At 72.7% G+C, this 22675-nt stretch carries 18 protein-coding genes and 1 pseudogene; all 19 read right to left on the bottom strand.

All coding sequences use genetic code 11. The features are described from left to right. Position 1: 1 nt before the first annotated feature. The 19 genes and pseudogenes from ACZ31C_RS29040 to pyrR all read right to left on the bottom strand — a co-directional run bounded on the left by ACZ31C_RS29040 (position 2) and on the right by pyrR (position 22421). A complete protein-coding gene (locus ACZ31C_RS29040; RefSeq protein WP_465798036.1) occupies positions 2-1462 on the bottom strand; it encodes an RsmB/NOP family class I SAM-dependent RNA methyltransferase in 1461 nt (486 codons plus the stop codon). Further along, the gene (gene fmt / locus ACZ31C_RS29035; RefSeq protein ID WP_465797997.1) at positions 1417-2343 is read right to left on the bottom strand and encodes a methionyl-tRNA formyltransferase; all 927 of its coding nucleotides are present in this window, start codon (positions 2341-2343) and stop codon (positions 1417-1419) included. The genes ACZ31C_RS29040 and fmt overlap by 46 nt, the downstream gene beginning before the upstream one ends. 4 nt (positions 2344-2347) lie before the next feature. Next, complete coding sequence (def, locus tag ACZ31C_RS29030) at positions 2348-2908, bottom strand: peptide deformylase (RefSeq protein ID WP_465797996.1); 561 nt, start codon at positions 2906-2908, stop codon at positions 2348-2350. A gap of 43 nt (positions 2909-2951) precedes the next feature. Beyond that, positions 2952-4221: pseudogene (locus ACZ31C_RS29025) on the bottom strand (cytochrome P450). Positions 4222-4277: 56 nt separating this feature from the next. Next, entirely contained in the window at positions 4278-5261 is a 984-nt protein-coding gene (locus ACZ31C_RS29020; protein ID WP_465797995.1) for an AAA family ATPase, read from the bottom strand. A gap of 282 nt (positions 5262-5543) precedes the next feature. Beyond that, positions 5544-7484 (bottom strand): primosomal protein N', encoded by a 1941-nt coding sequence (locus tag ACZ31C_RS29015; protein WP_465797994.1) that lies wholly within the window; start codon positions 7482-7484, stop codon positions 5544-5546. A 65-nt stretch (positions 7485-7549) separates the two neighbouring features. Then, entirely contained in the window at positions 7550-8743 is a 1194-nt protein-coding gene (gene metK, locus ACZ31C_RS29010; RefSeq protein WP_465797993.1) for a methionine adenosyltransferase, read from the bottom strand. 87 nt (positions 8744-8830) lie between these two features. Next, positions 8831-10042 carry a bifunctional phosphopantothenoylcysteine decarboxylase/phosphopantothenate--cysteine ligase CoaBC gene (coaBC, locus tag ACZ31C_RS29005; protein WP_465797992.1) on the bottom strand — a complete coding sequence of 404 codons (1212 nt, stop codon included), beginning with the start codon at positions 10040-10042 and terminating at the stop codon, positions 8831-8833. A gap of 13 nt (positions 10043-10055) precedes the next feature. Next, a complete protein-coding gene (rpoZ, locus tag ACZ31C_RS29000; RefSeq protein WP_007075826.1) occupies positions 10056-10319 on the bottom strand; it encodes a DNA-directed RNA polymerase subunit omega in 264 nt (87 codons plus the stop codon). A 52-nt stretch (positions 10320-10371) separates the two neighbouring features. After that, positions 10372-10905, bottom strand: coding sequence for a nucleoside/nucleotide kinase family protein (locus tag ACZ31C_RS28995; protein ID WP_465797991.1), 534 nt, complete (start codon positions 10903-10905; stop codon positions 10372-10374). A 25-nt stretch (positions 10906-10930) separates the two neighbouring features. Continuing rightward, the gene (gene mihF / locus ACZ31C_RS28990) at positions 10931-11248 is read right to left on the bottom strand and encodes an integration host factor, actinobacterial type (RefSeq protein WP_117229171.1); all 318 of its coding nucleotides are present in this window, start codon (positions 11246-11248) and stop codon (positions 10931-10933) included. A gap of 171 nt (positions 11249-11419) precedes the next feature. After that, entirely contained in the window at positions 11420-12256 is an 837-nt protein-coding gene (pyrF, locus tag ACZ31C_RS28985) for an orotidine-5'-phosphate decarboxylase (RefSeq protein ID WP_465797990.1), read from the bottom strand. Between the two features lie 75 nt (positions 12257-12331). Continuing rightward, positions 12332-13606 (bottom strand): adenosylmethionine--8-amino-7-oxononanoate transaminase, encoded by a 1275-nt coding sequence (locus ACZ31C_RS28980; RefSeq protein WP_465797989.1) that lies wholly within the window; start codon positions 13604-13606, stop codon positions 12332-12334. 472 nt (positions 13607-14078) lie between these two features. Next, positions 14079-15119: a quinone-dependent dihydroorotate dehydrogenase gene (locus ACZ31C_RS28975; RefSeq protein ID WP_465797988.1), complete on the bottom strand. Its 1041-nt coding sequence runs from the start codon at positions 15117-15119 to the stop codon at positions 14079-14081. Continuing rightward, entirely contained in the window at positions 15116-18487 is a 3372-nt protein-coding gene (gene carB / locus ACZ31C_RS28970; protein ID WP_465797987.1) for a carbamoyl-phosphate synthase large subunit, read from the bottom strand. The genes ACZ31C_RS28975 and carB overlap by 4 nt, the downstream gene beginning before the upstream one ends. Beyond that, on the bottom strand, positions 18480-19640 hold the full coding sequence (carA, locus tag ACZ31C_RS28965) for a glutamine-hydrolyzing carbamoyl-phosphate synthase small subunit (protein WP_465797986.1): 1161 nt from the start codon (positions 19638-19640) through the stop codon (positions 18480-18482). Before carA ends, carB begins: the two co-directional genes overlap by 8 nt. Continuing rightward, entirely contained in the window at positions 19637-20914 is a 1278-nt protein-coding gene (locus tag ACZ31C_RS28960; protein ID WP_396751380.1) for a dihydroorotase, read from the bottom strand. The genes carA and ACZ31C_RS28960 overlap by 4 nt, the downstream gene beginning before the upstream one ends. Beyond that, positions 20911-21837: an aspartate carbamoyltransferase catalytic subunit gene (locus tag ACZ31C_RS28955; protein ID WP_350694976.1), complete on the bottom strand. Its 927-nt coding sequence runs from the start codon at positions 21835-21837 to the stop codon at positions 20911-20913. The genes ACZ31C_RS28960 and ACZ31C_RS28955 overlap by 4 nt, the downstream gene beginning before the upstream one ends. Next, positions 21834-22421 carry a bifunctional pyr operon transcriptional regulator/uracil phosphoribosyltransferase PyrR gene (pyrR, locus tag ACZ31C_RS28950; RefSeq protein WP_350694977.1) on the bottom strand — a complete coding sequence of 196 codons (588 nt, stop codon included), beginning with the start codon at positions 22419-22421 and terminating at the stop codon, positions 21834-21836. Before pyrR ends, ACZ31C_RS28955 begins: the two co-directional genes overlap by 4 nt. Between the last annotated feature and the right edge of the window lie 254 nt (positions 22422-22675).

Here is a 22675-nt window from a genome sequence, read left to right as displayed (position 1 = left end):
TTCAGGCGGTGCGACGCAGCAGGGCCAGGAACATCGCGTCGGTGCCGTGCCGGTGCGGCCACAGTTGCACGGTCGGCCCGTCGCCGAGCCCGGGCATGCCGGCCGGCAGCAACGGCCGGGCGTCCACGAAGTCCACCGGCGCGCCGCAGCGGCGGGCCGCCTCGGTGACCGTCACGTGCGTCTCCACCACGTGCGGCGAGCAGGTCACGTACGCCACCACCCCGCCGGGCCGGACCGCCCGGAGCCCGGCGGTGAGCAGCTCACGCTGCAACCGGGTCAGGGCCGGCAGGTCGGAGGGCTGACGACGCCACCGCGACTCCGGACGGCGACGCAACGAGCCCAGTCCGGTGCAGGGCGCGTCGACAAGCACCCGGTCGAAGTGCTCCTCCGGCAGCTTCGGCTCGCTGCCCACCAGCCGGCCGTCGGTGTTCAGCACGGTCACCGGCAGCCCCCGGGTCGCGTTCTCGACCAGCCGGGCCCGGTGCTCGGCCACCTCCACCGCCGTCACCCGCGCGTCCCGCTGCGCGGCGATCGCGCCGAGCAGCCCCGACTTGCCGCCGGGACCGGCGCACAGGTCGAGCCACCGGCCGTCCGGCCCGTCCAGCGGCGCGGCGGCGAGGGCGTCGGCCACCAACTGCGACCCCTCGTCCTGCACGTGCGCCCGGCCGTCGGCCACCGCCGCCAGGTCGCCGGGGGCACCGCCGCCGAGATAGACCGCGTACGGCGAGAAGGCGCCCGGCGCGCCACCGACCTCGTCGGCGAGGTCGACCGGGTCGGCCCGGCCCGGCCGCGCGCACAGGTGCACCGGCGGACGCTCGTTGTCCTCGATCAGCAGCCGGGTGGTCTCGCCGAGGTCGCCGCCGAGCGCCTCGGAGAACGCCCGGACGATCCACTGTGGATGGCTGTAGGCGAGCGCGAGGTGACCGATCGGGTCGGTCTCCAGCGGCGGCGCCAGCCGGGCCACCCAGGCGTCGCTGTCGCGCTCGGCGACCTCGCGCAGCACCGCGTTGGCGAAGCCGGTGGCCCCCGGGCCGACCACCCGGACCAGGTCGACGGTGGACGAGACCGCCGCGTGCGCGGGCACCCGGGTGTGCAGGAGTTGGTAGGCGCCGATCCGCAACGCGTCCCGGACCGGCGGATCGATCCGCTGCACGTCCCGTCCGGCGGCGGCGGTGAGGATCGCGTCGAGCGTGCCGACGTGCCGCAGCGTGCCATAGGTCAGCTCGGTGGCGAAGGCCGCGTCCCGGCCGAACAGTCCCTCGTCGCGCAGGATCGCCGGCAGCACCAGATTGGCGTACGCGTCGTCCCGGTGCACCGCCGCGACCGCCTCGTACGCGGCGTGGCGGGGCCGGTCCGCGGCGTTGCGCCCGCTGCGGGGACCACGGCGCTCGGGCCCCCGACGGGCGGTGGTCTCCCTCACGCGAACTCCTCCCCGGTGGCGACCCGGACACCCCGTGCCCAGTCGGTCGCCGGCATGGCCCGCTTGCCGGCCGCCCGCACCTCGCCGAGACGGACCGGGACGGTGGCCGTGCCGGCCAGCACCCGCGCCTTTTCCACCAACAGCTCACCGGGCTTGAGGTCGGGCCCGTCGGGTGCCGGGGTGACCGGGCCGAGCTTCACCCGCTCGTCCCGGAAGGTCGTCCACGGGCCGGGCGCCGGGGTGCAGGCGCGGATCCGGCGGTCCACCGCGAAGGCCGGGTCGGCCCAGCGCACCCGGGCGTCCTCGACGGTCAGCTTCGGGGCCAGCGAGACACCGTCGGCCGGCTGCGGCTCGGCCCGGGCGGTGCCGTCCTCCAGCGCGTCCAGCACCGCCACCAACAGCCCGGAGCCGCTGTCGGCCAGCCGCGCCAGCAGGTCGCCGGAGGTGTCGGCGGGTCGGATCTCGTCGGTCAGGGTGCCGTACACCGGCCCGGTGTCCAGCCCCTCCTCCAACTGGAAGACGCTGGCGCCGGTCAGCTCGTCGCCGTGCAGCACGGCGTGCTGCACCGGCGCGGCACCCCGCCAGGCCGGCAGCAGCGAGAAGTGCAGGTTCACCCAGCCGTGCCGGGGGATCTCCAGCGCCACCGGGGGCACCAGCGCGCCGTAGGCGACCACCGGCACGCAGTCCGGCGCCAGCTCACGGAGTCGGTTCAGGAACTCCGGCTCCCGGGGACGGGCCGGGGTCAGCACCTCGACGCCGTGCTCGTCGGCCCAGGCGCCGACCGGTGAGCGTTGCAGGCCACGACCGCGTCCGGCCGGGGCGTCCGGGCGGGTGACCACGGCCACCAGCTCGTGCCGCGAGGCGGCCACTGCGGCCAGGGCGGGGACGGCGACGGCCGGCGTACCGGCGAAGATCACGCGCACCGGCTCACCGCCCCAGACCGAAGGGGCTGCCGGCGGTGTGCGGACTCAGCTTCACCGTGGGCGGGGCGGCGGCGTCGTACCACTCGGCCTGCCGGATCGCCTTCATCGCCTCCTTGCGGCCGGTCTGGTCCAGCCGGTCGATGAAGAGGACCCCGTCCAGGTGGTCGGTCTCGTGCTGCACGCAACGCGACATCAGGCCGGTGCCGACGATCTGCATCGGGTCGCCGTGGCCGTTGAAGCCCTTGGCGATCACGTTCTGCCGCCGCTTGGTGTCGAAGTACAGCCCGGGGATGGACAGGCAGCCCTCCGGGCCGTCCTGCTCCTCCTCGTCGGGGAACTCCAGCACCGGGTTGACCAGGTGACCGAGCACGTCGTCGACGTCGAAGGTGAACACCCGCAGGCCCACCCCGAGCTGCGGCGCGGCCAGGCCCGCGCCGTTCTGCTCACGCATGGTGTCGGTCAGGTCGGCGATGAGCGTACGCAGCTCGACGTCGAAGTCGACCACCGGATCGGCCGGCGTGCGCAGCACCGGGTCCCCGAACAGACGGATGGGCTGAACGGTCACGCGGGTCGGCTCCTTAACGCTGGGACGGGAGTGCCGTACCAGTCTACGGAGTACCCGCAGAGGTACCGGTCGGCGCACCACGATCGGCGTGCGGCACCAGCTCAGACGACGGTGACCGGGAGGGTGTCGTACCCGCGCAGGGTCAACCGGGTGCGGTGCCGGGGCGTACCGGCGGGGGCCAGTTCGGGCAGCCGCCGCAGCACGGTGGGGAAAGCCACCTGTGCCTCCAGCCGGGCCAGTCCGGCGCCGAGGCAGTAGTGCGGACCGGCCCCGAAGGAGAGCGGACCGAGCTGGGCCCGCCACGGGTCGAACCGCCCCGGCTCCGGATACCGCTGGGGATCGCGGTTGGCCGCGCCGAGCAGCACCAGCGTCCAGCTTCCGGCCGGCACCTCAACGCCGCCGAGGCGTACGGACGCGGTGCTGGTGCGGGTGGTCAACTGCACCGGCGAGTCGTAGCGGAGCAGCTCGTCGACGTACGCCGGGGCGTGCTCCGGGTGGCGGCGCAGCACGTCGGCCTCCCGGGGGTGCGCCAGCAGCACCGCCAGGCCGTTGCCGAGCAGGTTGGTGGTGGTCTCGAAGCCCGCCACGAGCAGCACCACCAGGTTGGCCAGCAGCTCCTCGCCGGAGAGCCGGTCACCGGCGTCGTGCGCCTGCACCAGCGCGGTGGTCAGGTCGTCGGCCGGCGCTCGGCGGCGGGCCTCCACCAGCTCGGTGAAGTAGTCGCGCAGCTCGGTGGCGCCCGCGTCGGCCACGGCCAGTTCGGCCGGGGTGATCTCGGGTTCCAGCACCCCGGTCAGGTCGGCCGCCCAGCGCCGGAACAGCGGACGGTCGGCGGCCGGTACGCCGAGCAGCTCGCAGATCACCGCGACCGGGAGCGGATAGGCGAACTCGGCCATGAAGTCGACGGGTGCGCCGTCCCGGCCGGCCGCCGCCATCGCCGTGATCAGCTCGTCGGCCTGGGCGGCCACCACGTCCCGCATACCCGCGATCCGGCGCGGGGTGAACGCGCCCGCCGCCAGCCGCCGCATCCGGCTGTGGTCCGGCGGGTTGGTCCGCAGCATCGACCGGGCGATCGACGAGAGCGCCGGACTCTCCCGCCACTGCGGCAGGACCTGGTCCCGCAGGTCGCCGTCGAGCACCTGGAAACGCGAGTCCCGGAGCAGCTCGTCGGCCTCGGCGTACCCGGTCACCACGAACAGCCCCGGACCGGCCGGGACGACGTGCCCGAAGGCGCGCATCCGCTCGTACGCCGGATAGGGATCGACCCGCCCGGTGGGCGACATGAGTAGCGCGAGCGTGCCGGCGGCGTCCATGGCGGCCTCCTCGGGGTCGGGAGGCTCCATCATGCCCGCGCCGTCACGGCGGCGGTTCACACCGCGGTGCCGGACTCCCCCGCCAGCACCGCGTCCCCGCCGAGCAGCGCGTGCTCCGGCAGCGGCAGGTGGATGTCGTGGGCGGCCGCCCAGTCGTGGATCAGGCTGGGCCGGGCCTGCGCGGCGAAGTAGTCGACCGCGCTCATCCCACCGACCACGGGCTCGTCGACCTCGGCGACCAGCCGGCCGGGCACCAGCCGGAACCCGCCGCGCAACGCGGCGCTGAGGCGACGGTGCCCGTTCACCACGAAGAAGTACTCACCGGTGTAGCCGATCTCCAGCGGCTCCAGGGCGGTCTCACCGGCGGCCACGACCTCGTCGACGACCGTGGAGTCCCAGAGCCCGCGCAGCTCCGTGACGTCCTCGGTCGGATAGACCCGGGCCGGGTCGAGCAGCAGCAGCGGCGGCGCGGCGCGCAGCACCGCCGGCGCGAGTCGACCCTCGTACGCGTCGACGATCCGCTCGATCACCTCGTCGGCGGAGGCCCGGGTGGTGTCGCAGACCAGGTCGTAGTTGCGCAGCCGGGCCTTGTCCACGCCGTAGCGGACCACGAACCGGTTGCGCTCGCTCTCGCTGCGTTCCCGCAGCTTGACCTTTGCCTCCTCCATGGAGGTGTAGCTCTCCGCCGGGCCGGAGGGCCGCAGCAGCACCCGGCGGGCCGCCTCACCCGGCTCGGTGATCATGTGCACCTTGAGCGCGTCGGTGAAGAAGTGCCAGGCCAGCCGGGAGTCCATCACCAGACTCTCGCCGGAGGCGGCGATGTCGCGCTGGAGCTGGTCGACGTAGCCGTCGACCGCCTGGTCGAGTTCGGCGTGCAGGTTGAGCTGGAGCGCGGTCATCTGGCGCTCCTGGGCCATCTGCCGGTACAGGTCACCGACGCTGACCCGGCGCAGGCCGAGCCGCTCGGCGATCACCACCGACACGGTGCTCTTGCCGCTGCCGAGGTCACCGTTGAAGACGATCGACTGACGAACGGTCACGACTGGTCCACCCCTGATCACCGGCTGTAATGGATCGTCATCGATTTCGCGCCGGACCGACCCGGTCCCGCCGCCACCACGCCCACCCGCGAGAACTCCGACTCGACGTGCCTGACGCCGCGTCACGACCTGGACTCGCCGTGCGCCCCGGCATGACGGGCGATGCTACCACCTTGACCACGGGACTCCCGAGCGCGCAACTCGGGACGGGCGCGTCGGCACCCAATGCGAGGATCACGTAACGTGTCGCGACCGACGGTCACCCAGTGTCACCGCATGGCGTCAGAACAGTGCGAGCGGGTCGACCTGGAGGCGTACCGGCTCGGCGGCCTTGCGCGCGGTCCGCGACCCCGCCGCCGCGTGCAACGCCTCGGCCATGGCCGCCGCCCGCGCCCGGGGCACCCGGACCAGCATCCGTTCCCGATCACCGTCGGCCGGCACCGGGCCGAGCAGTTCCGCCCCGTCCGGCAGCCGCGCCTGGGCCAACAGGTCGGCCACCGCCACCGGCAGCCCGGTCACGCTGGCCATCCGCACCGCGGGCGGGAACCCCAGTTCCCGCCGCTCGGCCAACTCCCGGGCGGCGAACCAGCCCGGGTCCCACCGCAGCAACGCCTGCACGGGCGCCAGCGCGCCGTCGGCGACCACCACCACCCGGCCGCCCGCCGCCGCCGGCCGGGCCAGCGCGGCGGCCGCCGCCCAGCGCCGCAGCGCCTCCTCCCCCGCCCGCAGGTCGGCCCGGGTCAGCATGGCCCAGGTGTCCAGCAGCAGCACCGCGCCGTAGCCGCCCTCGGCGACCGGCTCGGCGCCCGGCGTGGCGATCACCAGCCCGGCGCCGCCGGGCACGTCGGCCAACACCTCCTCGCGCCCGGAGGTACGCACCGGCACTCCCGGGAAGGCCCGACCCAACTCCTCGGCGGTCCGGCGGGCACCGGTCACCGAGGCGCGCAGCCGCCGTCCCCCGCAGTGCGGGCAGGCGTACGCGGCGGCGACCCGGCCGCACCAGCGGCAGGCCGGCGGCCGACCGGCGGAGGACAACGCCAGCGGCCCGGCGCAGTGCGGGCAGCGGGCCGGGGTCCGGCAGTCCTGGCAGGCCACCGAGGGCATGTAGCCCCGTCGGGGAACCTGCACCAGCACCGGCAGGTCCGCCCGCAACGCCTCCCGGGCGGCCGTCCAGGCCAGGCTCGGCAGCCGCGCGGTCGCCGCGCCCGGATCGCGGGCCAACTGCGGGTCGTCGCCGGTCGGTGCCACCGCTGGGGTACGCGCCCGCAGCACCGCCCGGTCCGCGACCACCTCCCGGGCCCAGCCGGTCTCCACCAGCAGTTGCGCCTCGGCGGTACGCGCGAAGCCGCCCACCAGCGCCGCCGCGTCGTCGAGCTGGGCCCGGGTGAGCAGCACCTCACGAGCGTGCGGGTACGGCGCCCGGGGCTCGGCGTGCAGGTCGTCACCGTCGTCCCAGATGGCCACCAGGCCCAGCCGGGCCACCGGGGCGAACATGGCCGCCCGGGTGCCGATCACCACCGGGGCGTCGGACCGGCGGGCGGCCAGGAAGGCCCGGTAGCGACGGGCCGGACCCAACGCGGCGGAGAGGCACACGTGCCGCCCGGCACCCAGTGTGGCGGTGAGCGCGGCGTCGAGCCGGTCCAGGTCCCGGCCGTCGGCGACCACCACGAGCGCGCCCCGGCCGGAGGCCACGGTGGCGGCGACGGCGGTGGTGTAGCGGGCCGCCCAGTCCTCACCCGGCAACGCCGACCACACAGCCCGGGGGGCCCGCCCCTCGGCCAGGGCGTGCAGCAGCGCAGGCCCGGCCGGATAGTCCCGCCACCCGCCCGGATCGGGCGCTTCGGCGGCCGTCGCCGCCGCACCGGCCGTCGGAGTCTCGGCGGGCGGAGACGGCTCGGCGGGCGGGGCGAGGGTCTCCTTCTCCACGCGGGCGTGGCGGGGTGGCACGGCGAGGCGCAGCACGTCGGCGAGGCTGCCGGCGTACCGGTCGGCGACGGCCCGGGCCAGCCGCGCCACCTCGGGGGCCAGCACCGGCACCGGCGAGACCACCTTGGTCAGGTACAGCGGTTTCGGGTGGTCGGAGCGGTCGACCCGCTCCAGCACCCAGCCGTCGACGAGTTGACCGGCGAAGCGGACCTTCACCCGGGCGCCGGGGACCGCGTCGTCGGCGAGGTCCGACGGCACCAGGTAGTCGAAGAGGCGGTCCAGGTGCGGCAGCGGCACGTCGACGCAGACGCGAGCGACCGGCGACCCGTCAGCGGGTCGCCGGTCGTCACTCCTCGCGCCGGTCAGGCTCCTGCGGCCGACTTGAGGTCGGCGGCCCGGTCCGTGTTCTCCCACGTCAGGTCCGGCAACTCCCGACCGAAATGCCCATACGCCGCAGTCTGCCCATAGATCGGCCGCAACAGATGCAGATCCCGAATGATCGCCGCCGGACGCAGATCGAACACCTCCGATACCGCCTTCTCGATCGACGCCACCGGCACCGTCTCCGTACCGAACGTCTCCACGAACAAACTCACCGGATGCGCCTTACCAATCGCATACGCCACCTGCACCTCACACCGCTCCGCCAACCCCGCCGCCACCACGTTCTTCGCCACCCACCGCATCGCATACGCCGCCGACCGATCCACCTTCGACGGATCCTTACCCGAAAACGCCCCACCACCATGCCGCGCATACCCACCATAGGTATCCACAATGATCTTCCGACCCGTCAACCCCGCATCACCCATCGGACCACCGATCTCAAACCGGCCCGTCGGATTCACCAACAACCGATACCCCTCGACATCCAACCCCAGACTCTCCAACTCCGGCCCGATCACATGCTCCCGCACATCCGGAGTCAGCAGCGACTCCAGGGAGATGTCCGCAGCATGCTGACTCGACACCACCACCGTGTTCAACCGAACCGGACGCAGACCCTCGTACTCGATCGTCACCTGCGTCTTACCATCCGGACGCAGATACGGCACCGTGCCGTCCTTCCGCACCGCCGACAACCGACGCGCCAACCGATGCGCCAACGCGATCGGCAACGGCATCAACTCCGGCGTCTCCGAACACGCAAAACCAAACATCATCCCCTGATCACCGGCACCCTGCGCATCCAACGCCGACTCCGACGAACCCGTCCGCAACTCGAAGGCGTTATCCACACCCTGCGCAATATCCGGCGACTGCGCTCCGATGGAGATGCTGACCCCACAGGAGGCCCCGTCGAAGCCCTTCTTGGACGAGTCGTAGCCGATGCCGAGGATGGTCTCGCGGACGATCGTCGGGATGTCGGCGTACGCCTTCGTCGTCACCTCACCCGCCACGTGCACCTGACCAGTCGTGATCAGGGTCTCCACCGCGACGCGGCTGTGCGGGTCCTGAGTGAGCAGGGCATCGAGGATGCCGTCACTGATCTGGTCAGCGATCTTGTCCGGGTGGCCTTCCGTGACCGATTCGGACGTGAAGAGGCGGCGTGTCACGGCACTCCTAAGTTGTGGACGTCGTTCCGCGGCAGTCTAGTCACTCACCGCCGAGCGCCGGGTCGATGGTCAGCAGGTGGATCGTGGTCAGGAGGAGCCGTCGGCGAGCCGGGCGACCACCAGGTCCCACACCCCGTCGGCGAGATCTTCCTTGGACTGTTCGGGCATCCGGGTGACCGAACCGTCCACGCCGATGACGGTGGCCGCGTTGGTCTCGGCGCCGAAGACCTTGTCCGGCCCGACCTCGTTGATGACGATGAGGTCGGCCCGCTTACGGGCGAGTTTGGCCCGTCCGTTGGCTTCGGCGTCGCCGGTCTCCGCGGCGAACACCACCAGCAGTTGCTCCGGTCGGCGGCTTCGGCCCAGCTCGGCGGCGATGTCCGGGTTGGTCACGAGCGCGATGCTGGGCGCGGTGCCGTCGTCCGACTTCTTGATTTTGCCAGGCGCGTACGTCGCGGGGCGGAAATCGGCCGGAGCCGCCGCCATCACCACCGCGTCGGCGTCGACGGCGGCCGCGAGCGTGGCGTCGCGCAGTTCGCCGGTGGTGCCGACGCGGACGATGTCCGCCCCGGCCGGGTCGGGCAGCTCGACGTTCGCCGAGATCAGCGTGACCCGGGCACCCCGGGCGACCGCCGACCGGGCGAACGCGTAGCCCTGCTTGCCGGAGGATCGGTTGCCGAGGAACCGGACCGGGTCCAACGGCTCGCGGGTGCCGCCGGCGGTGACGAGGACGTGCCGGCCGGCCAGGTCCGCGGGGGCGTCGACGCCTCGGCGGAGCGCACGGCGGGCGATTGCGAAAATCTCGGCCGGGTCGGGCAGCCGGCCCTTACCGGTGTCGGCACCGGTCAGCCGTCCCACCGCTGGTTCGATGACGCGTACGCCCCGGGCCCGCAGGATCGCCACGTTGGCGACGGTGGCCGGGTGCTCCCACATCTCGGTGTGCATGGCCGGCGCCAGCACCACCGGGCAGCGGGCGGTGAGCAGGGTGTTGGTGAGCAGGTCGTCGGCGAGGCCGTGCGCGGCCTTGGCCAGCAGGTCGGCGGTGGCGGGTGCGACCACCACCAGGTCGGCCTGCTGGCCGAGGCGGACGTGCGGCACCTCGTGCACGTCGGACCAGACGTCCTCGGCGACCGGCTGACCGGAGAGCGCCGCCCAGGTCGGCGCGCCGACGAACCGCAGCGCGGCGGCGGTCGGCACGACCCGGACCTGGTGGCCCGACTCGGTGAACCGGCGCAACACCTCGCACGCCTTGTAGGCGGCGATGCCGCCGCCGACACCGAGGATGATCCGGGCGCTCATCGACGCGCGGAGCCTACGGCTGGTCGGTCGGCTCGGCGGTGAGTAGGCCGGCGTTGATCTCGCGCATCGCGATCGAGAGCGGCTTCTCCTGCGGGGTCGTCTCGACCAGCGGGCCGACGTACTCCAGCAGGCCCTCGCCGAGCTGGCTGTAGTAGGCGTTGACCTGACGCGCGCGCTTGGCCGCGAAGATGACCAGCGCGTACTTCGACGTCGTCTTCTCCAGGAGCTCGTCGATCGGCGGGTTGGTGATGCCTTCGGGGTTGGCGATGGATCCCACGGATTAACCTCTGCGTCTTTCGCACGGACCGCGTGTCACGCGGTGCCGGCGCTCAACCGCGCGGACGCGGCCGGGCCGGAGCCAGGAATGAAGAACCGATCAACCCTACCAGCTCGTCCACTACGCGCTCGGTGCGGTCGTGCGACACGCTCCGGTCGAAAGCCGCCACGGTGGTCGCACCCGGACGATGGCCGGGCGGATGGAGTAGGACGAGTCGCGCGTCGGGTACCACCGCGCGGACCAGCAGCGCCCCGTCGAGGTCGAGCGGGAGCAGGACCGGCGATCCGGCGGCGAGCCGGTCCCGGACCGGCGCCAGCTCCGTGCCACGCCGGTACGCCCCGCAACGGCTCCATTCCAGCAGCTCGCCCCGGGCCACCCGACGGTCGAACTCCAGCGGGGCGAGGAAGTGCCGGTGGACGCCCTCCAGCTCGCCCTCCCGGCGGGGCCGGGTGGTGACCGCGAGCGGCGTCCACACAGACGGAGAACGCGCCCGGACCAGCTCGACGACACTCTCCCTACCGGCGCCGGATGGGCCGGCCAGGACAGTGAGCCGAGCCGCCGGGCGCGTCTCGTCATCCAAGCTCACTGCTTGTTTCTACACGCAGCCGTGCTCAGTTGGCGGCGAACTCCCCAAGCAGGGCCTTGCGCTGCTGTTCGCCGAGGCCACGCAGGCGACGGCTGTCGGCGATCTTGAGCTTCTCCATGATCTGGGTGGCTCGGATCTTGCCGATACCGGGCATCGCCTGCAGCACGGCCGACACCTTCAGCTTGCCGACGACATCGTCGGACTCGGCGCGCGCAAGAACGGCTCCGAGGGTGGTCTTGCCCTGCTTGAGCTGCTCCTTCAGCTCGGCACGGGCTTTGCGGATCTCCGCAGCCTTCTCCAGCGCGGCTGCGCGCTGCTCAGGGGTCAGTGACGGGAGCGGCACCAGTTCTCCTCAGGTCCCTATCGCGACGGGCGGGACGCACCGCCGCATCTGTGAAACGTGGTGTCGCTGTGAACCAAGGGGTTCCCAGCGCGGGGAAAACTAGCGGTCAACGGAGCTTTCGGCAACGTGGGCACGCGATGATCACCGCAAAGTGACCGAGCCGTCAGTCAGTCATGACATCGCCAGGGCCGCCCGGCAGTCCGCCACGGCGCGCTCCGCCGCGGCCCGCAGCGCCTCCGGGCGTGGGCCCGCTCCCAACACCTCCCGGGAGTACGAGGGCAGCACGGAGGTAAGGGCCGAACCGAAGACGACCCGTAGATCGTCGGCCGTGGCGCCCTGCGCGCCGAGCCCGGGTGCGAGCAGCGGACCGTTCACCGCGGAGAGGTCGCAGCCGGTCTCGCCGACCGTCGCACCGACCACCAGGCCGATGCTCCCGAGTGGCTCCGCACCCGCGTTGAGCTGGGAAATCTCGTCGATCACGGTCTGCGCGACGGTACGACCGTCGGCACCGCGCGCACGCTGGACCGAGGCGCCCTCGGGGTTGGAGGTGAGCGCCAGGACGAAGACTCCGCCGCCGTGCTCGGCGGCCAGCTCGAACATCGGGGCGAGCGAGCCGACGCCCAGGAAGGGGCTCGCGGTCACCGCGTCGACATACATGGGACTGGATGGGTCCAGGTACGCCGAGGCGTACGCGCGGACGGTCGAGCCGATGTCGCCGCGCTTGACGTCCAGCAGAACGAGCGATCCGGAATCTCGTAACTGTCGGATAGTTGACTCAAGTACCGCCACCCCTTGAGACCCGAATCGCTCGAAGAAGGCCGACTGGGGCTTGACCACCGCAACCCGGTCACCGAGGGCGTCCACCACGGTCCCGGCGAAGCGCCGCAGCCCGTCGACATCGTCGTCCAACCCCCATGCGGCCAGCAGTTCCGGGTGGGGGTCGATCCCGACGCAGAGCGGACCCCGCTCGTCGACCGCCCGGTGCAACCGCGCGCCGAAGCTCTCCATCAGCCAGCTTTCCTCTCGTCCTCAACCTGTCGCGCTCGTCTACTCAACCTGTGTCCCTGATCCGCGCCGATCTACTCAGCCCGCCCTGATAGCTGCCGCGACACCGGTCGCGACCAGTGCCAGATCGGCGTCCGAGGTGACGTACGGCGGCATCGTGTAGACCAGGTCCCGGAACGGCCGCAGCCACACCCCCTCGGCCACCGCGGCGGCCGTGGCGGCACCGATGTCCACCTCGTGGTCGAGCTGCACCACGCCGATTCCGCCGAGCACCCGCACGTCCACCACGCCCGGCGCGCCCCGCAGCGGCTCCAGGCCGGCACGCAGGCCCCGCTGGAGCCGCGCCACCTCACCGGCCCAGTCCCCGGCCCGCAGCAGACCCAGCGAGGCGTTGGCGACCGCGCAGGCGAGCGGATTGCCCATGAACGTCGGGCCGTGCGCCAGAACTCCGCCGCTGCGGATGCCCCGCGCCACCTCCGCCGTGCAGAGCGCGGCGGCCAGCGTCAGGTAGCCGCCGGTGAGCGCCTTGCCGACGCACATCACGTCCGGACTGACCCCGGCGTGCTCGGCGGCGAACATCGTCCCGGTCCGGCCGAATCCGGTGGCGATCTCGTCGAAGATCAGCAGCACCCCGTGCGCCCGGGTCACCTCGCGCAACACCCGCAGATAGTGCGGGTGGTGGAAACGCATCCCGCCGGCCCCCTGGACCACCGGCTCCACGATCACCGCCGCCAGTTCGTGGGCGTGCCGCTCGACCGCCTCCACCAACGCCGCCTCGTACGCCGGGTCGGGCTCGGACGCGAAGCCACCGGGCGGCACCGGAGCGAACACCTGCCGGGGCAGCACGTCGCCCCAGAGGTGGTGCATGCCGCCCTCGGGGTCACAGACGCTCATCGGGTGGAACGTGTCGCCGTGGTACCCGCCCCGCCAGGTGCCCAGCCGGCGGCGCTCCGGCCGACCGACGGCCCGCTGGTACTGCAGGCACATCTTCACCGCGACCTCGACGCTGACCGACCCGGAGTCGGCCAGGAACACGTGCGCCAACCCCTCCGGCGCCACCTCGACCAGCGTCCGGGCCAACTGCACGGCGGGCTCGTGGGTCAGCCCGCCGAACATCACGTGGCTCATCCGGCCGAGCTGGTCGGTAACCGCCGCGTCCAGCACCGGGTGCCGGTACCCGTGGATCGCCGACCACCAGGACGACATGCCGTCGACGAGCGAGCGCCCGTCGGCCAGTCGCAGCCGTACGCCCTCGGCCTCCGCCACCACGTACGGCGACACCGCCGGCGGCAGTGTCGCGTACGGGTGCCAGACGTGCGCCGCGTCGGCGGCGAGGATCTCCTCCGGCGTCATCCGCCCTCCCTCTCCACGCTGCCCATGCCCATGCCCGCTCCCGCCTCCGGTAGCGGGAACTCGCCGTCCGCGCGCCCGCGCCGCACTCCCCTGTGGCCCCTTTGCTCTGCTTCAACCCACGCACTGGTTCTCGGCCGAAACCGATGCGTGGGTTGAAGCAGAGCAAAGGCCACGCGCAGGCACCCCGTCGGCCGACCGGCCAGGCCCCACCGATGCGTCCGTTGAAGCAGAGCAAAGGCCACGCGGAGGCACTCCTCCGGGCGACCGGACGGGCCCAGCGAGCGCGCGGACGGACTCCGGGGCGGGAAGGCACGGCGGTGTCCGGGGATAGGCGGGCGTCCGGGGATAGGCGAGAGCCCCGGACGAGGCGAGGGCACCGAGGTCGACGTGGCGGGGGCGGCGGCGCCTGGTGTTCGTGGCCCCCCACTCCGGCGGGAACGGGAGCGGGGGTGGCGCCGCCGCCTCATCCGATTCACGACCCGGTCGTGGCCGGAGCCGGGGCGGCCGCCGCCGCGCGGGCGACCGCGCGGGGCAGGGCCGGCCCCCGGTAGATGAAACCGGTGTAGAGCTGGACCAGGCTGGCGCCCGCGTCGAACATCCGGGCGGCGTCGTCGGGGTCGACGATGCCACCCACGCCGATGATCGGCAGCCGGCCACCGGTCTCGGCGTGCACGAAGGAGACCACCTGCCGGGCCCGGTCGGCCAGCGGGCGGCCGGAGAGCCCCCCGGCCTCGGCGGACCGGGCCTGGTCGGCCGGGGCGAGCCCGGCGCGGCCGAGGGTGGTGTTGGTGGCGATCACCCCGGACGCGCCCCGGGCCAGGCAGACCTCCAGCAGCTCGGCGATGGCCGCGTCGGTCAGGTCCGGGGCGATCTTCACCAGCACCGGCTTCTCCCCCACCAGCGCGGCCAGCAGCGCGTCCAGGTGGGCGCGGTCCTGCAACTCGCGCAGTCCGGGGGTGTTCGGCGAGGAGACGTTGACCGCGAAGTAGTCGCCGTGCCCGCGCAGCGCGCGGTACGAGGCCCGGTAGTCCTCCACCGCCTCGTCGAGCGGCGTCACCTTCGACTTGCCCAGCGAGATCCCCAGCGGTACGCCGAGCGGACGGGCCAGCGCCGCGAGCCGGGCGGCCAGCGCCTCGGCCCCGGCGTTGTTGAAGCCCATCCGGTTGATCACCGCTTCGCTGTCCGGTAGCCGGAACAGCCTCGGTCGGGGGTTGCCCGGCTGCGGGTGCGCGGTGACCGTGCCGACCTCGACGAAGCCGAAGCCGAGCGCCGGCCACGCCGGCAGCGCGGCGCCGTCCTTGTCCATCCCGGCGGCCAGGCCGACCGGGTTGGGGAACCGCACCCCGAAGACCGTGCGGGGCGCGGCCACGGCGTACCGGGCCCGCAGGGCCGCCAGCGCGACCGGCCGCCCGGACAGGGCGGCCAGTCGGCGCAGCGTCCACTCGTGTGCCGCCTCGGCGTCACCGCCGCCGATACGGAACAGCCCGCGCCGAAGCGTCCGCTCGAAGATCACCGGCTGGCCCGCAGGGTGGCGTGCAGATCCTGCAACGGGCGCACCTGCATGTCACCCCGGATCAGGGCTTCGATGCCCATCACCGCCGCGGCGGCACCCGGCACGGTGGTGATGCACGGGATGTCCGCGGTGACCGCCGCGCTGCGGATCTCGTACCCGTCGGAGCGGGCGCTGGCTCCGGAGCCCTGCGGAGTGTTGATCACCAGGGCCACCCGGCCGCTGCGGATCAGCGAGACCGCGTCGTCGTCGGCACCGGCCTCGTAGTGCTTGGCGGCCAGCTCGCAGTCGATGCCGTGCCGGCGCAGCACCTCGGCGGTGCCGCTGGTCGCGACGATCTCGAAGCCCAGGTCGGCCAGGCGCTTCACCGGGAAGATCATGCCGCGCTTGTCGCGGTTCGCCACCGACACGAAGATCTTGCCCTGGGTGGGCAGCGAGCCGTACGCGGCCGACTGGGACTTGGCGAAGGCGTGCCCGAAGGCGGTGTCGATGCCCATCACCTCGCCGGTCGACTTCATCTCCGGGCCGAGCAGCGAGTCCACTCCCTTGCCGGCCGGGGTGCGGAACCGCTTGAACGGCAGCACCGCCTCCTTCACCGCGATCGGGGCGTCCGGCGGCAGGGTGCCACCGTCCCCGTTCGCCGGCAGCATCCCCTCGGCGCGCAGCTCCGCGACGGTGGCGCCGAGCGCGATCCGGGCCGCCGCCTTGGCCAGCGGCACCGCCGTGGCCTTGGAGACGAACGGCACCGTCCGCGAGGCACGCGGGTTGGCCTCCAGGACGTACAGCGCGTCGTCCTTGAGCGCGTACTGCACGTTGAGCAGGCCGCGTACGCCGATGCCCCGGGCGATCGCCTCGGTGTACCCGCGGACCTGGGCCACGTGCGAGCTGGCCAGGGTGATCGGCGGCAGCGCGCACGAGGAGTCGCCGGAGTGGATGCCGGCCTCCTCGATGTGCTCCATGATCCCGCCGAGGTAGACCTCGCCGTCGGCGTCGCAGAGCGCGTCCACGTCGATCTCGATGGCGTCGTCCAGGAACCGGTCCACCAGCACCGGGTGGTCCGGCGAGATGTCGGTGGCCCGCCCGATGTAGTCGCGCAGCGTCACGTCGTCGTAGACGATCTCCATGCCCCGCCCGCCCAGCACGTACGAGGGGCGGACCAGCACCGGGTAGCCGATCTCGTCGGCGATCTCCTTCGCCTCCTCGTACGAGGTGGCGGTGCCGTGCGCGGGTGCCCGCAGACCGGCCCGAGCCAGCAACGACCCGAACGCGCCGCGCTCCTCGGCCAGGTGGATCGACTCCGGGGAGGTGCCCACCACCGGTACCCCGGCGTCCTTGAGCCGCTGCGCCAGGCCGAGCGGGGTCTGCCCGCCGAGCTGCACGATCACGCCGATCACGCCCGGTCCGCCGGCCTCCCGGCCGGAGGTGTCCTCGGCGTGCCAGACCTCCAGCACGTCCTCGAAGGTGAGCGGCTCGAAGTAGAGCCGGTCGGCGGTGTCGTAGTCGGTGGAGACCGTCTCCGGGTTGCAGTTGACCATGACGGTCTCGAACCCGCCGCCACCGGCCGGGCCGGCCGGCGCCTCCCGCAACGCCTGGACCGCGTGCACGCAGGAGTAGTCGAACTCGATGCCCTGCCCGATCCGGTTCGGTCCGGAGCCGAGGATCAGCACCTTTGGTCGCACCGAGCCGACCACCTCGGTCTCGGAGTCGTACGAGGAGTAGTGGTACGGGGTGCTCGCCTCGAACTCGGCGGCGCAGGTGTCCACCGTCTTGTAGACCGGCCGCACGTCCAGCCGGTGCCGCAGCCGGCGTACCCCGTCCTCGGCGGCCAGCTCCGGACGCAGCGCGGCCAGCTGCCGGTCGGACAGCCCGGCCCGCTTGGCCCGCCGCAGCAGCCCGACGTCGAGCACCGGCGCGGCCACGATCTCGGCACGCAGCTCGACCAGCCCGGCGATCTGGTCCAGGAACCACGGGTCGATTCCGCCGGAGGCGGCGCTGACCTCGGCGATCGAGGCGCCCAGCCGCAGCGCCCGCTCCACCGTGTAGAGGCGGCCGTCGTGCGGCACGCCCAGCGCGGCGAGCGTGTTCTCCTTGGTCGCGTCCGCCGGGTCGGGCAGGGTCCAGAAACCCGCCGCCTTGGTCTCCAGCGAACGCATCGCCTTGTTCAGCGCCTCGCTGAAGTTGCGCCCGAGGCTCATCGCCTCGCCGACCGACTTCATCGTGGTGGTCAGCTCCGGGTCCGCGCCGGGGAACTTCTCGAACGCGAACCGGGGGATCTTCACCACCACGTAGTCGAGCGTCGGCTCGAACGCGGCCGGCGTCTTGAGGGTGATGTCGTTGGGGATCTCGTCCAGCGTGTAGCCGATGGCCAGCTTCGCGGCGATCTTCGCGATCGGGAACCCGGTCGCCTTCGAGGCCAGCGCCGAGGAACGCGACACCCGGGGGTTCATCTCGATGACCACGATCCGGCCGTCGGCCGGGTTGATGGCGAACTGGATGTTGCAGCCGCCGGTGTCCACGCCGACCTCACGCAGCACCGCAATGCCCAGGTCGCGCAGATCCTGGTACTCCCGGTCGGTCAGCGTCATGGCCGGTGCCACGGTCACGCTGTCGCCGGTGTGCACGCCCATCGGGTCGAGGTTCTCGATCGAGCAGACCACCACCACGTTGTCGTGGCGGTCCCGCATCAGTTCGAGCTCGTACTCCTTCCAGCCGAGCACGCTCTCCTCGATCAGCACCTCGTGCACCGGGCTCGCGTCCAGCCCGGCACCGGCGATGCGCTCCAGGTCCGCGTCGGTGTGCGCCATGCCCGAGCCGAGGCCACCCATCGTGAACGACGGCCGGATCACCACCGGCAGGCCCAACTCACCGACCGTCTCGCGGACCTCGTCCATCGAGTGGCAGACCCGCGAGCGTGGCACCAGGCCCGCCGGATCCTCGATCCCGATGCGGACGCCGGCCTTGGCCACGATGTCCTTGAAGAGCTGCCGGTCCTCGCCGCGCCGGATCGCCTCGACGTCCGCGCCGATCAGCTCGACGCCGTACTTGTCGAGCACACCGGCCTCGTGCAGCGCCACGGCGGTGTTCAGCGCGGTCTGCCCGCCCAGCGTGGGCAGCACGGCGTCCGGCCGCTCCTTGGCGATGACCAGCTCCACGAACTCCGGAGTGATCGGCTCGACGTAGGTGGCGTCGGCGAACTCCGGGTCGGTCATGATGGTGGCCGGGTTCGAGTTGACCAGGCTGACCCGGATCCCCTCGCTGCGCAGCACCCGGCACGCCTGGGTGCCGGAGTAGTCGAACTCGCAGGCCTGCCCGATGATGATCGGCCCGGAGCCGATCACCAGGATATGCTTGAGATCGGTCCGCTTAGGCATTCGTACGCCCCTCGCTGTGGGTCCGGCCCTCGATCAACTCGGCGAAGCGGTCGAAGAGGTAGTCCGCGTCGTGCGGACCGGCTGCCGCCTCCGGGTGGTACTGGACGGTGAAGGCGGGCACGTCGCGGGCCCGCAGCCCCTCGACCACGTTGTCGTTGAGGCAGAGATGGCTCACCTGCACGCCGCCGAACTCGGTCTCGATCACCTGGTCCGGCACCACCGCACCCGGCGTCACGCCGGGCACCTCCACCGCGAAGCCGTGGTTGTGGCTGGTCACCTCCACCTTGCCGGTGACCCGGTCGAGGACCGGCTGGTTGATGCCCCGGTGGCCGTAGCCGAGCTTGTAGGTGCCGAAGCCGAGCGCCCGCCCCAGGATCTGGCTACCGAAGCAGATGCCGAACAGCGGCAACCGCCGCCGCAGTACCTCCCGGGCCAGCCCGACCGGCCCGTCGGCGGTGGCCGGGTCACCCGGACCCGGCGAGAAGAAGACCGCGTCCGCCCCGGTGGCCAGCAGGTCCTCGATGGTCGAGTGCGCCGACATGACGTGCGTGGTCACCCCACGCGCGGCGAGCCGACGCGGCACGTTGCGCTTGATGCCCAGGTCGAGCGCGGCCACCGTGAACCGGTGCTCGCCCTCGGCCTTGACCACGTACGGCTCCGCCGTGGTCACCTCGGCGGAGAGGTCCGCGCCGAGCATCTGCGGCGCCTCGCGTACCCGGGCCAGCAACGCCCGTGGGTCGTCGTCGACGCTGGAGATACCGACCCGCATCGCGCCGCGCTCGCGCAGGTGCCGGGTCAGCGCCCGGGTGTCCACCCCGCTGATGCCGACGATGCCCTCGGTCGCCAGCCGGTCCTCCAGGCCACCGGTGGCCCGCCAGTTCGAGCTGGCCCGGGCCGGGTCACGCACCACGTACCCGGCCACCCAGATGCGTCGCGACTCGTCGTCTTCGCCGTTGACGCCGGTGTTGCCGATGTGCGGGGCGGTCTGCACGACGACCTGACGGTGGTACGACGGGTCGGTCAGCGTCTCCTGGTAACCGGTCATCCCGGTGTTGAAGACCGCCTCGCCGAAGGTCTCCCCGACGCTGCCGTACGCCTCGCCGTGGAACGTGCGACCGTCCTCCAGGACGAGAATCGCGGACCTGCGTTTCACTTGACAGCCTTTCCGTCCAGGACCGTCGCCTCGCCACGCAGGAAGGTCGCCACGATGCGACCCGGCAGCGTCATCCGGGCGTACGGGGTGTTGCGGCTACGACTGGCCATCTCGGCCGGCTCGATCACCCGGCGGACCGCCGGGTCGACCAGGGTCAGGTTGGCCGGCACGCCCGGCGCCGGGTCGTGTCCGTGCTCGGTCAGGCCGGCGATCCGCGCCGGGGTACGGGACATCCGCTCGGCGATCAGGTCCCACTCCGGGCCGAGCACGTCGAGCGCGATCGACAGCGCCGTCTCCAGCCCGAGCATCCCGGGCCGGGCGTACGCCCACTCGCACTCCTTGTCCTCCACCGCGTGCGGGGCGTGGTCGGTGGCCACGATGTCGATCACCCCGTCGACCAGGGCGGCCCGCAGGGCGGCGATGTCGGTGGCGGTCCGCAGCGGCGGGTTCACCTTGAAGACCGGGTCGTACGTCTCGGCCCGGACATCGGTGAGCAGCAGGTGGTGCGGAGTCACCTCGGCGGTGACCCGTACCCCCCGGGCCTTCGCCTGGCGCAGCACCTCGACGCTGCCGGCGGTGGAGACGTGGCAGACGTGCAGCCGGCTGCCGACGTGCTCGGCCAGCAGCACGTCCCGGGCGATGATGGCCTCCTCGGCCACCGCCGGCCAGCCGGTCAGGCCCAGCCGGGTGGAGACCTCGCCCTCGTGCATCTGCGCGCCCTCGGTGAGCCGGGGCTCCTCGGCGTGCTGGGCGATGATCCCGTCGAACGCCTTGACGTACTCCAGGGCGCGGCGCATCAGCCGGGGGTCGGCGACGCAGTGCCCGTCGTCGGAGAAGATCCGCACCCGGGCGGCGGAGTCGGCCATCGCGCCCAGCTCGGCCAGGCGCTCACCGGCCAGCCCGACGGTGACGGCGCCGATCGGCTGCACGTCGACCAGTCCGGCCTCCCGACCGAGCCGCCACACCTGCTCGACCACCCCGGCGGTGTCCGCCACCGGCGAGGTGTTCGCCATCGCGCAGACCGCCGTGTACCCGCCCAGCGCCGCCGACCGCGACCCGGTCTCGACGGTCTCGGCGTCCTCCCGGCCGGGCTCGCGCAGGTGGGTGTGCAGGTCGACCAGGCCGGGCAGGGCGACCAGCCCGGCGGCGTCTACCACGGTCGCGTCCGGCGCGGAGAGCCCCGCGCCGGCTTCGGCGACCACGCCGTCGCGGATCAGCAGGTCGGTCGGTGCGGCACCGAGCACGCTGACGTTCCTGATCAGGTACGAGTTCACCGGTTGTTCCCCCCGAGCAGCAGATAGAGGACGGCCATCCGGACGGAGACCCCGTTGGCGACCTGTTCGACGATGGTGGAGCGGGGCGAGTCGGCGACCTCGGGCGTGATCTCCATGCCCCGGTTCATCGGACCGGGGTGCATGACGATCGCGTGCTCCGGAAGCCGGCGCATCCGTGGGCCGTCCAGGCCGTAGCGGCGCGCGTACTCGCGGGCGGACGGGAAGTAGGAGTCGCCCATCCGCTCCCGCTGCACCCGCAGCATCATCACCACGTCCGACGACGGCAGCACCGCGTCCAGGTCGTAGCAGACGCCGGTGCCGGGGGCGAGGGCGGCGGCGATGTCACGCGGGATGAGCGTCGGCGGCCCGACCAGGGTCACCTTCGCGCCGAGCGTGGAGAGCAGCAGCACGTTCGAGCGGGCCACCCGGGAGTGCAGCACGTCGCCCACCACCGCGACCGACAGGCCGGCCAGCCGACCCAGCCGGGAGCGCATCGTGTACGCGTCGAGCAGCGCCTGGGTGGGGTGCTCGTGGGTGCCGTCACCGGCGTTGACCACCGAACCGTCGACCCAGTCGGCGAGCCGGTGCGGGGCGCCGGAGGCGGGATGGCGGACCACCACCGCGTCGGCCCCCATGGCCTGGAGGGTCAGCGCGGTGTCCTTCAGGCTCTCGCCCTTGGCGACGCTGGAGCCCTTGGCGGAAAAGTTGATCACGTCGGCGCTGAGCCGCTTCGCCGCCGCCTCGAAGGAGATCCGGGTCCGGGTGGAGTCCTCGTAGAAGAGGTTCACCACCGTCCGGCCGCGCAGCGCGGGCAGCTTCTTCACCTCACGCCCGGCCACCGCGGCCATCTCCTCGGCGGTGTCCAGGATCTGGGTCGCGGTCTCGGCGTCCAGGTCGGCGCCGGAGAGCAGGTGCCTGATCACGAGTGGGTCACCTCCCCGTAGAGGCGGACCTCGTCGGTGCCGTCGGTCTCGGCGAGGGTGACCTTGACGCTCTCGGCGAGGGCCGTCGGGATGTTCTTGCCCACGTAGTCGGCGCGGATCGGCAACTGCCGGTGACCCCGGTCGACCAGCACGGCGAGCTGCACCGACGACGGGCGGCCGAGATCGCCGAGCGCGTCCAGCGCGGCGCGGACCGTCCGGCCGGAGAAGAGCACGTCGTCGACGAGGACCACCCGCATGCCGTCGATGCCACCGGCGGGGAGCTGGGTCGGGCCGACCGCCCGGGTCGCGTTGCGGCGCAGGTCGTCGCGGTAGAGCGTGATGTCCAGCACGCCGACCGGGACGGAGACGTCCTCGAAGGCGCTGATCCGTGCGGCGAGACGCCGGGCGAGCGGTGCGCCACGGGTCGGGATGCCCAACAACACGGTGTCGGCGGCGCCCTGGGTCTTCTCGAGGATCTGGTGTGCGATCCGGTCGACGACGCGTTGCACGTCGGCGCTGGTCAGGATCACCTTCACCGAGGGTTGTCGCGGCGGCGACGATTGGGCGGCCGATGGGTAGGCCACGGCGGACCTCCTTCCCCGCCTCACGGGACGGGTCGTTAAAGGACGTCGGGTACTCCGGACCGGTCAAGATCGGCCGGCGGAGGGGCTTCGGCCACGTTACCAGTGGTCGTCGCCGCGACCACCCTCGGGAGCGAGTGGTCCCGGCCACGCACGGCGTGACTGCACGAGTATCGGTTCAGCGGGCAGAACGGGACAACTCACCCGGAGCTTCCAACCGGTAGGTCTGGACCACTTGACCGGGTGTACGAATCCCC

This window comes from Micromonospora sp. NPDC023869, assembly GCF_055559695.1.
This window is presented reverse-complemented; position numbering and strand designations above follow the sequence as displayed.

What these genes read in the sequence shown, in the direction of transcription:
- coaBC (WP_465797992.1), bottom strand. Translation starts at nt 10,042, where the DNA reads ATGAGCGCCCGGATCATCCTCGGTGTCGGCGGCGGCATCGCCGCCTAC.
- pyrF (WP_465797990.1), bottom strand. Translation starts at nt 12,256, where the DNA reads ATGGAGAGCTTCGGCGCGCGGTTGCACCGGGCGGTCGACGAGCGGGGT.
- ACZ31C_RS28980 (WP_465797989.1), bottom strand. Translation starts at nt 13,606, where the DNA reads ATGACGCCGGAGGAGATCCTCGCCGCCGACGCGGCGCACGTCTGGCAC.
- carB (WP_465797987.1), bottom strand. Translation starts at nt 18,487, where the DNA reads ATGCCTAAGCGGACCGATCTCAAGCATATCCTGGTGATCGGCTCCGGG.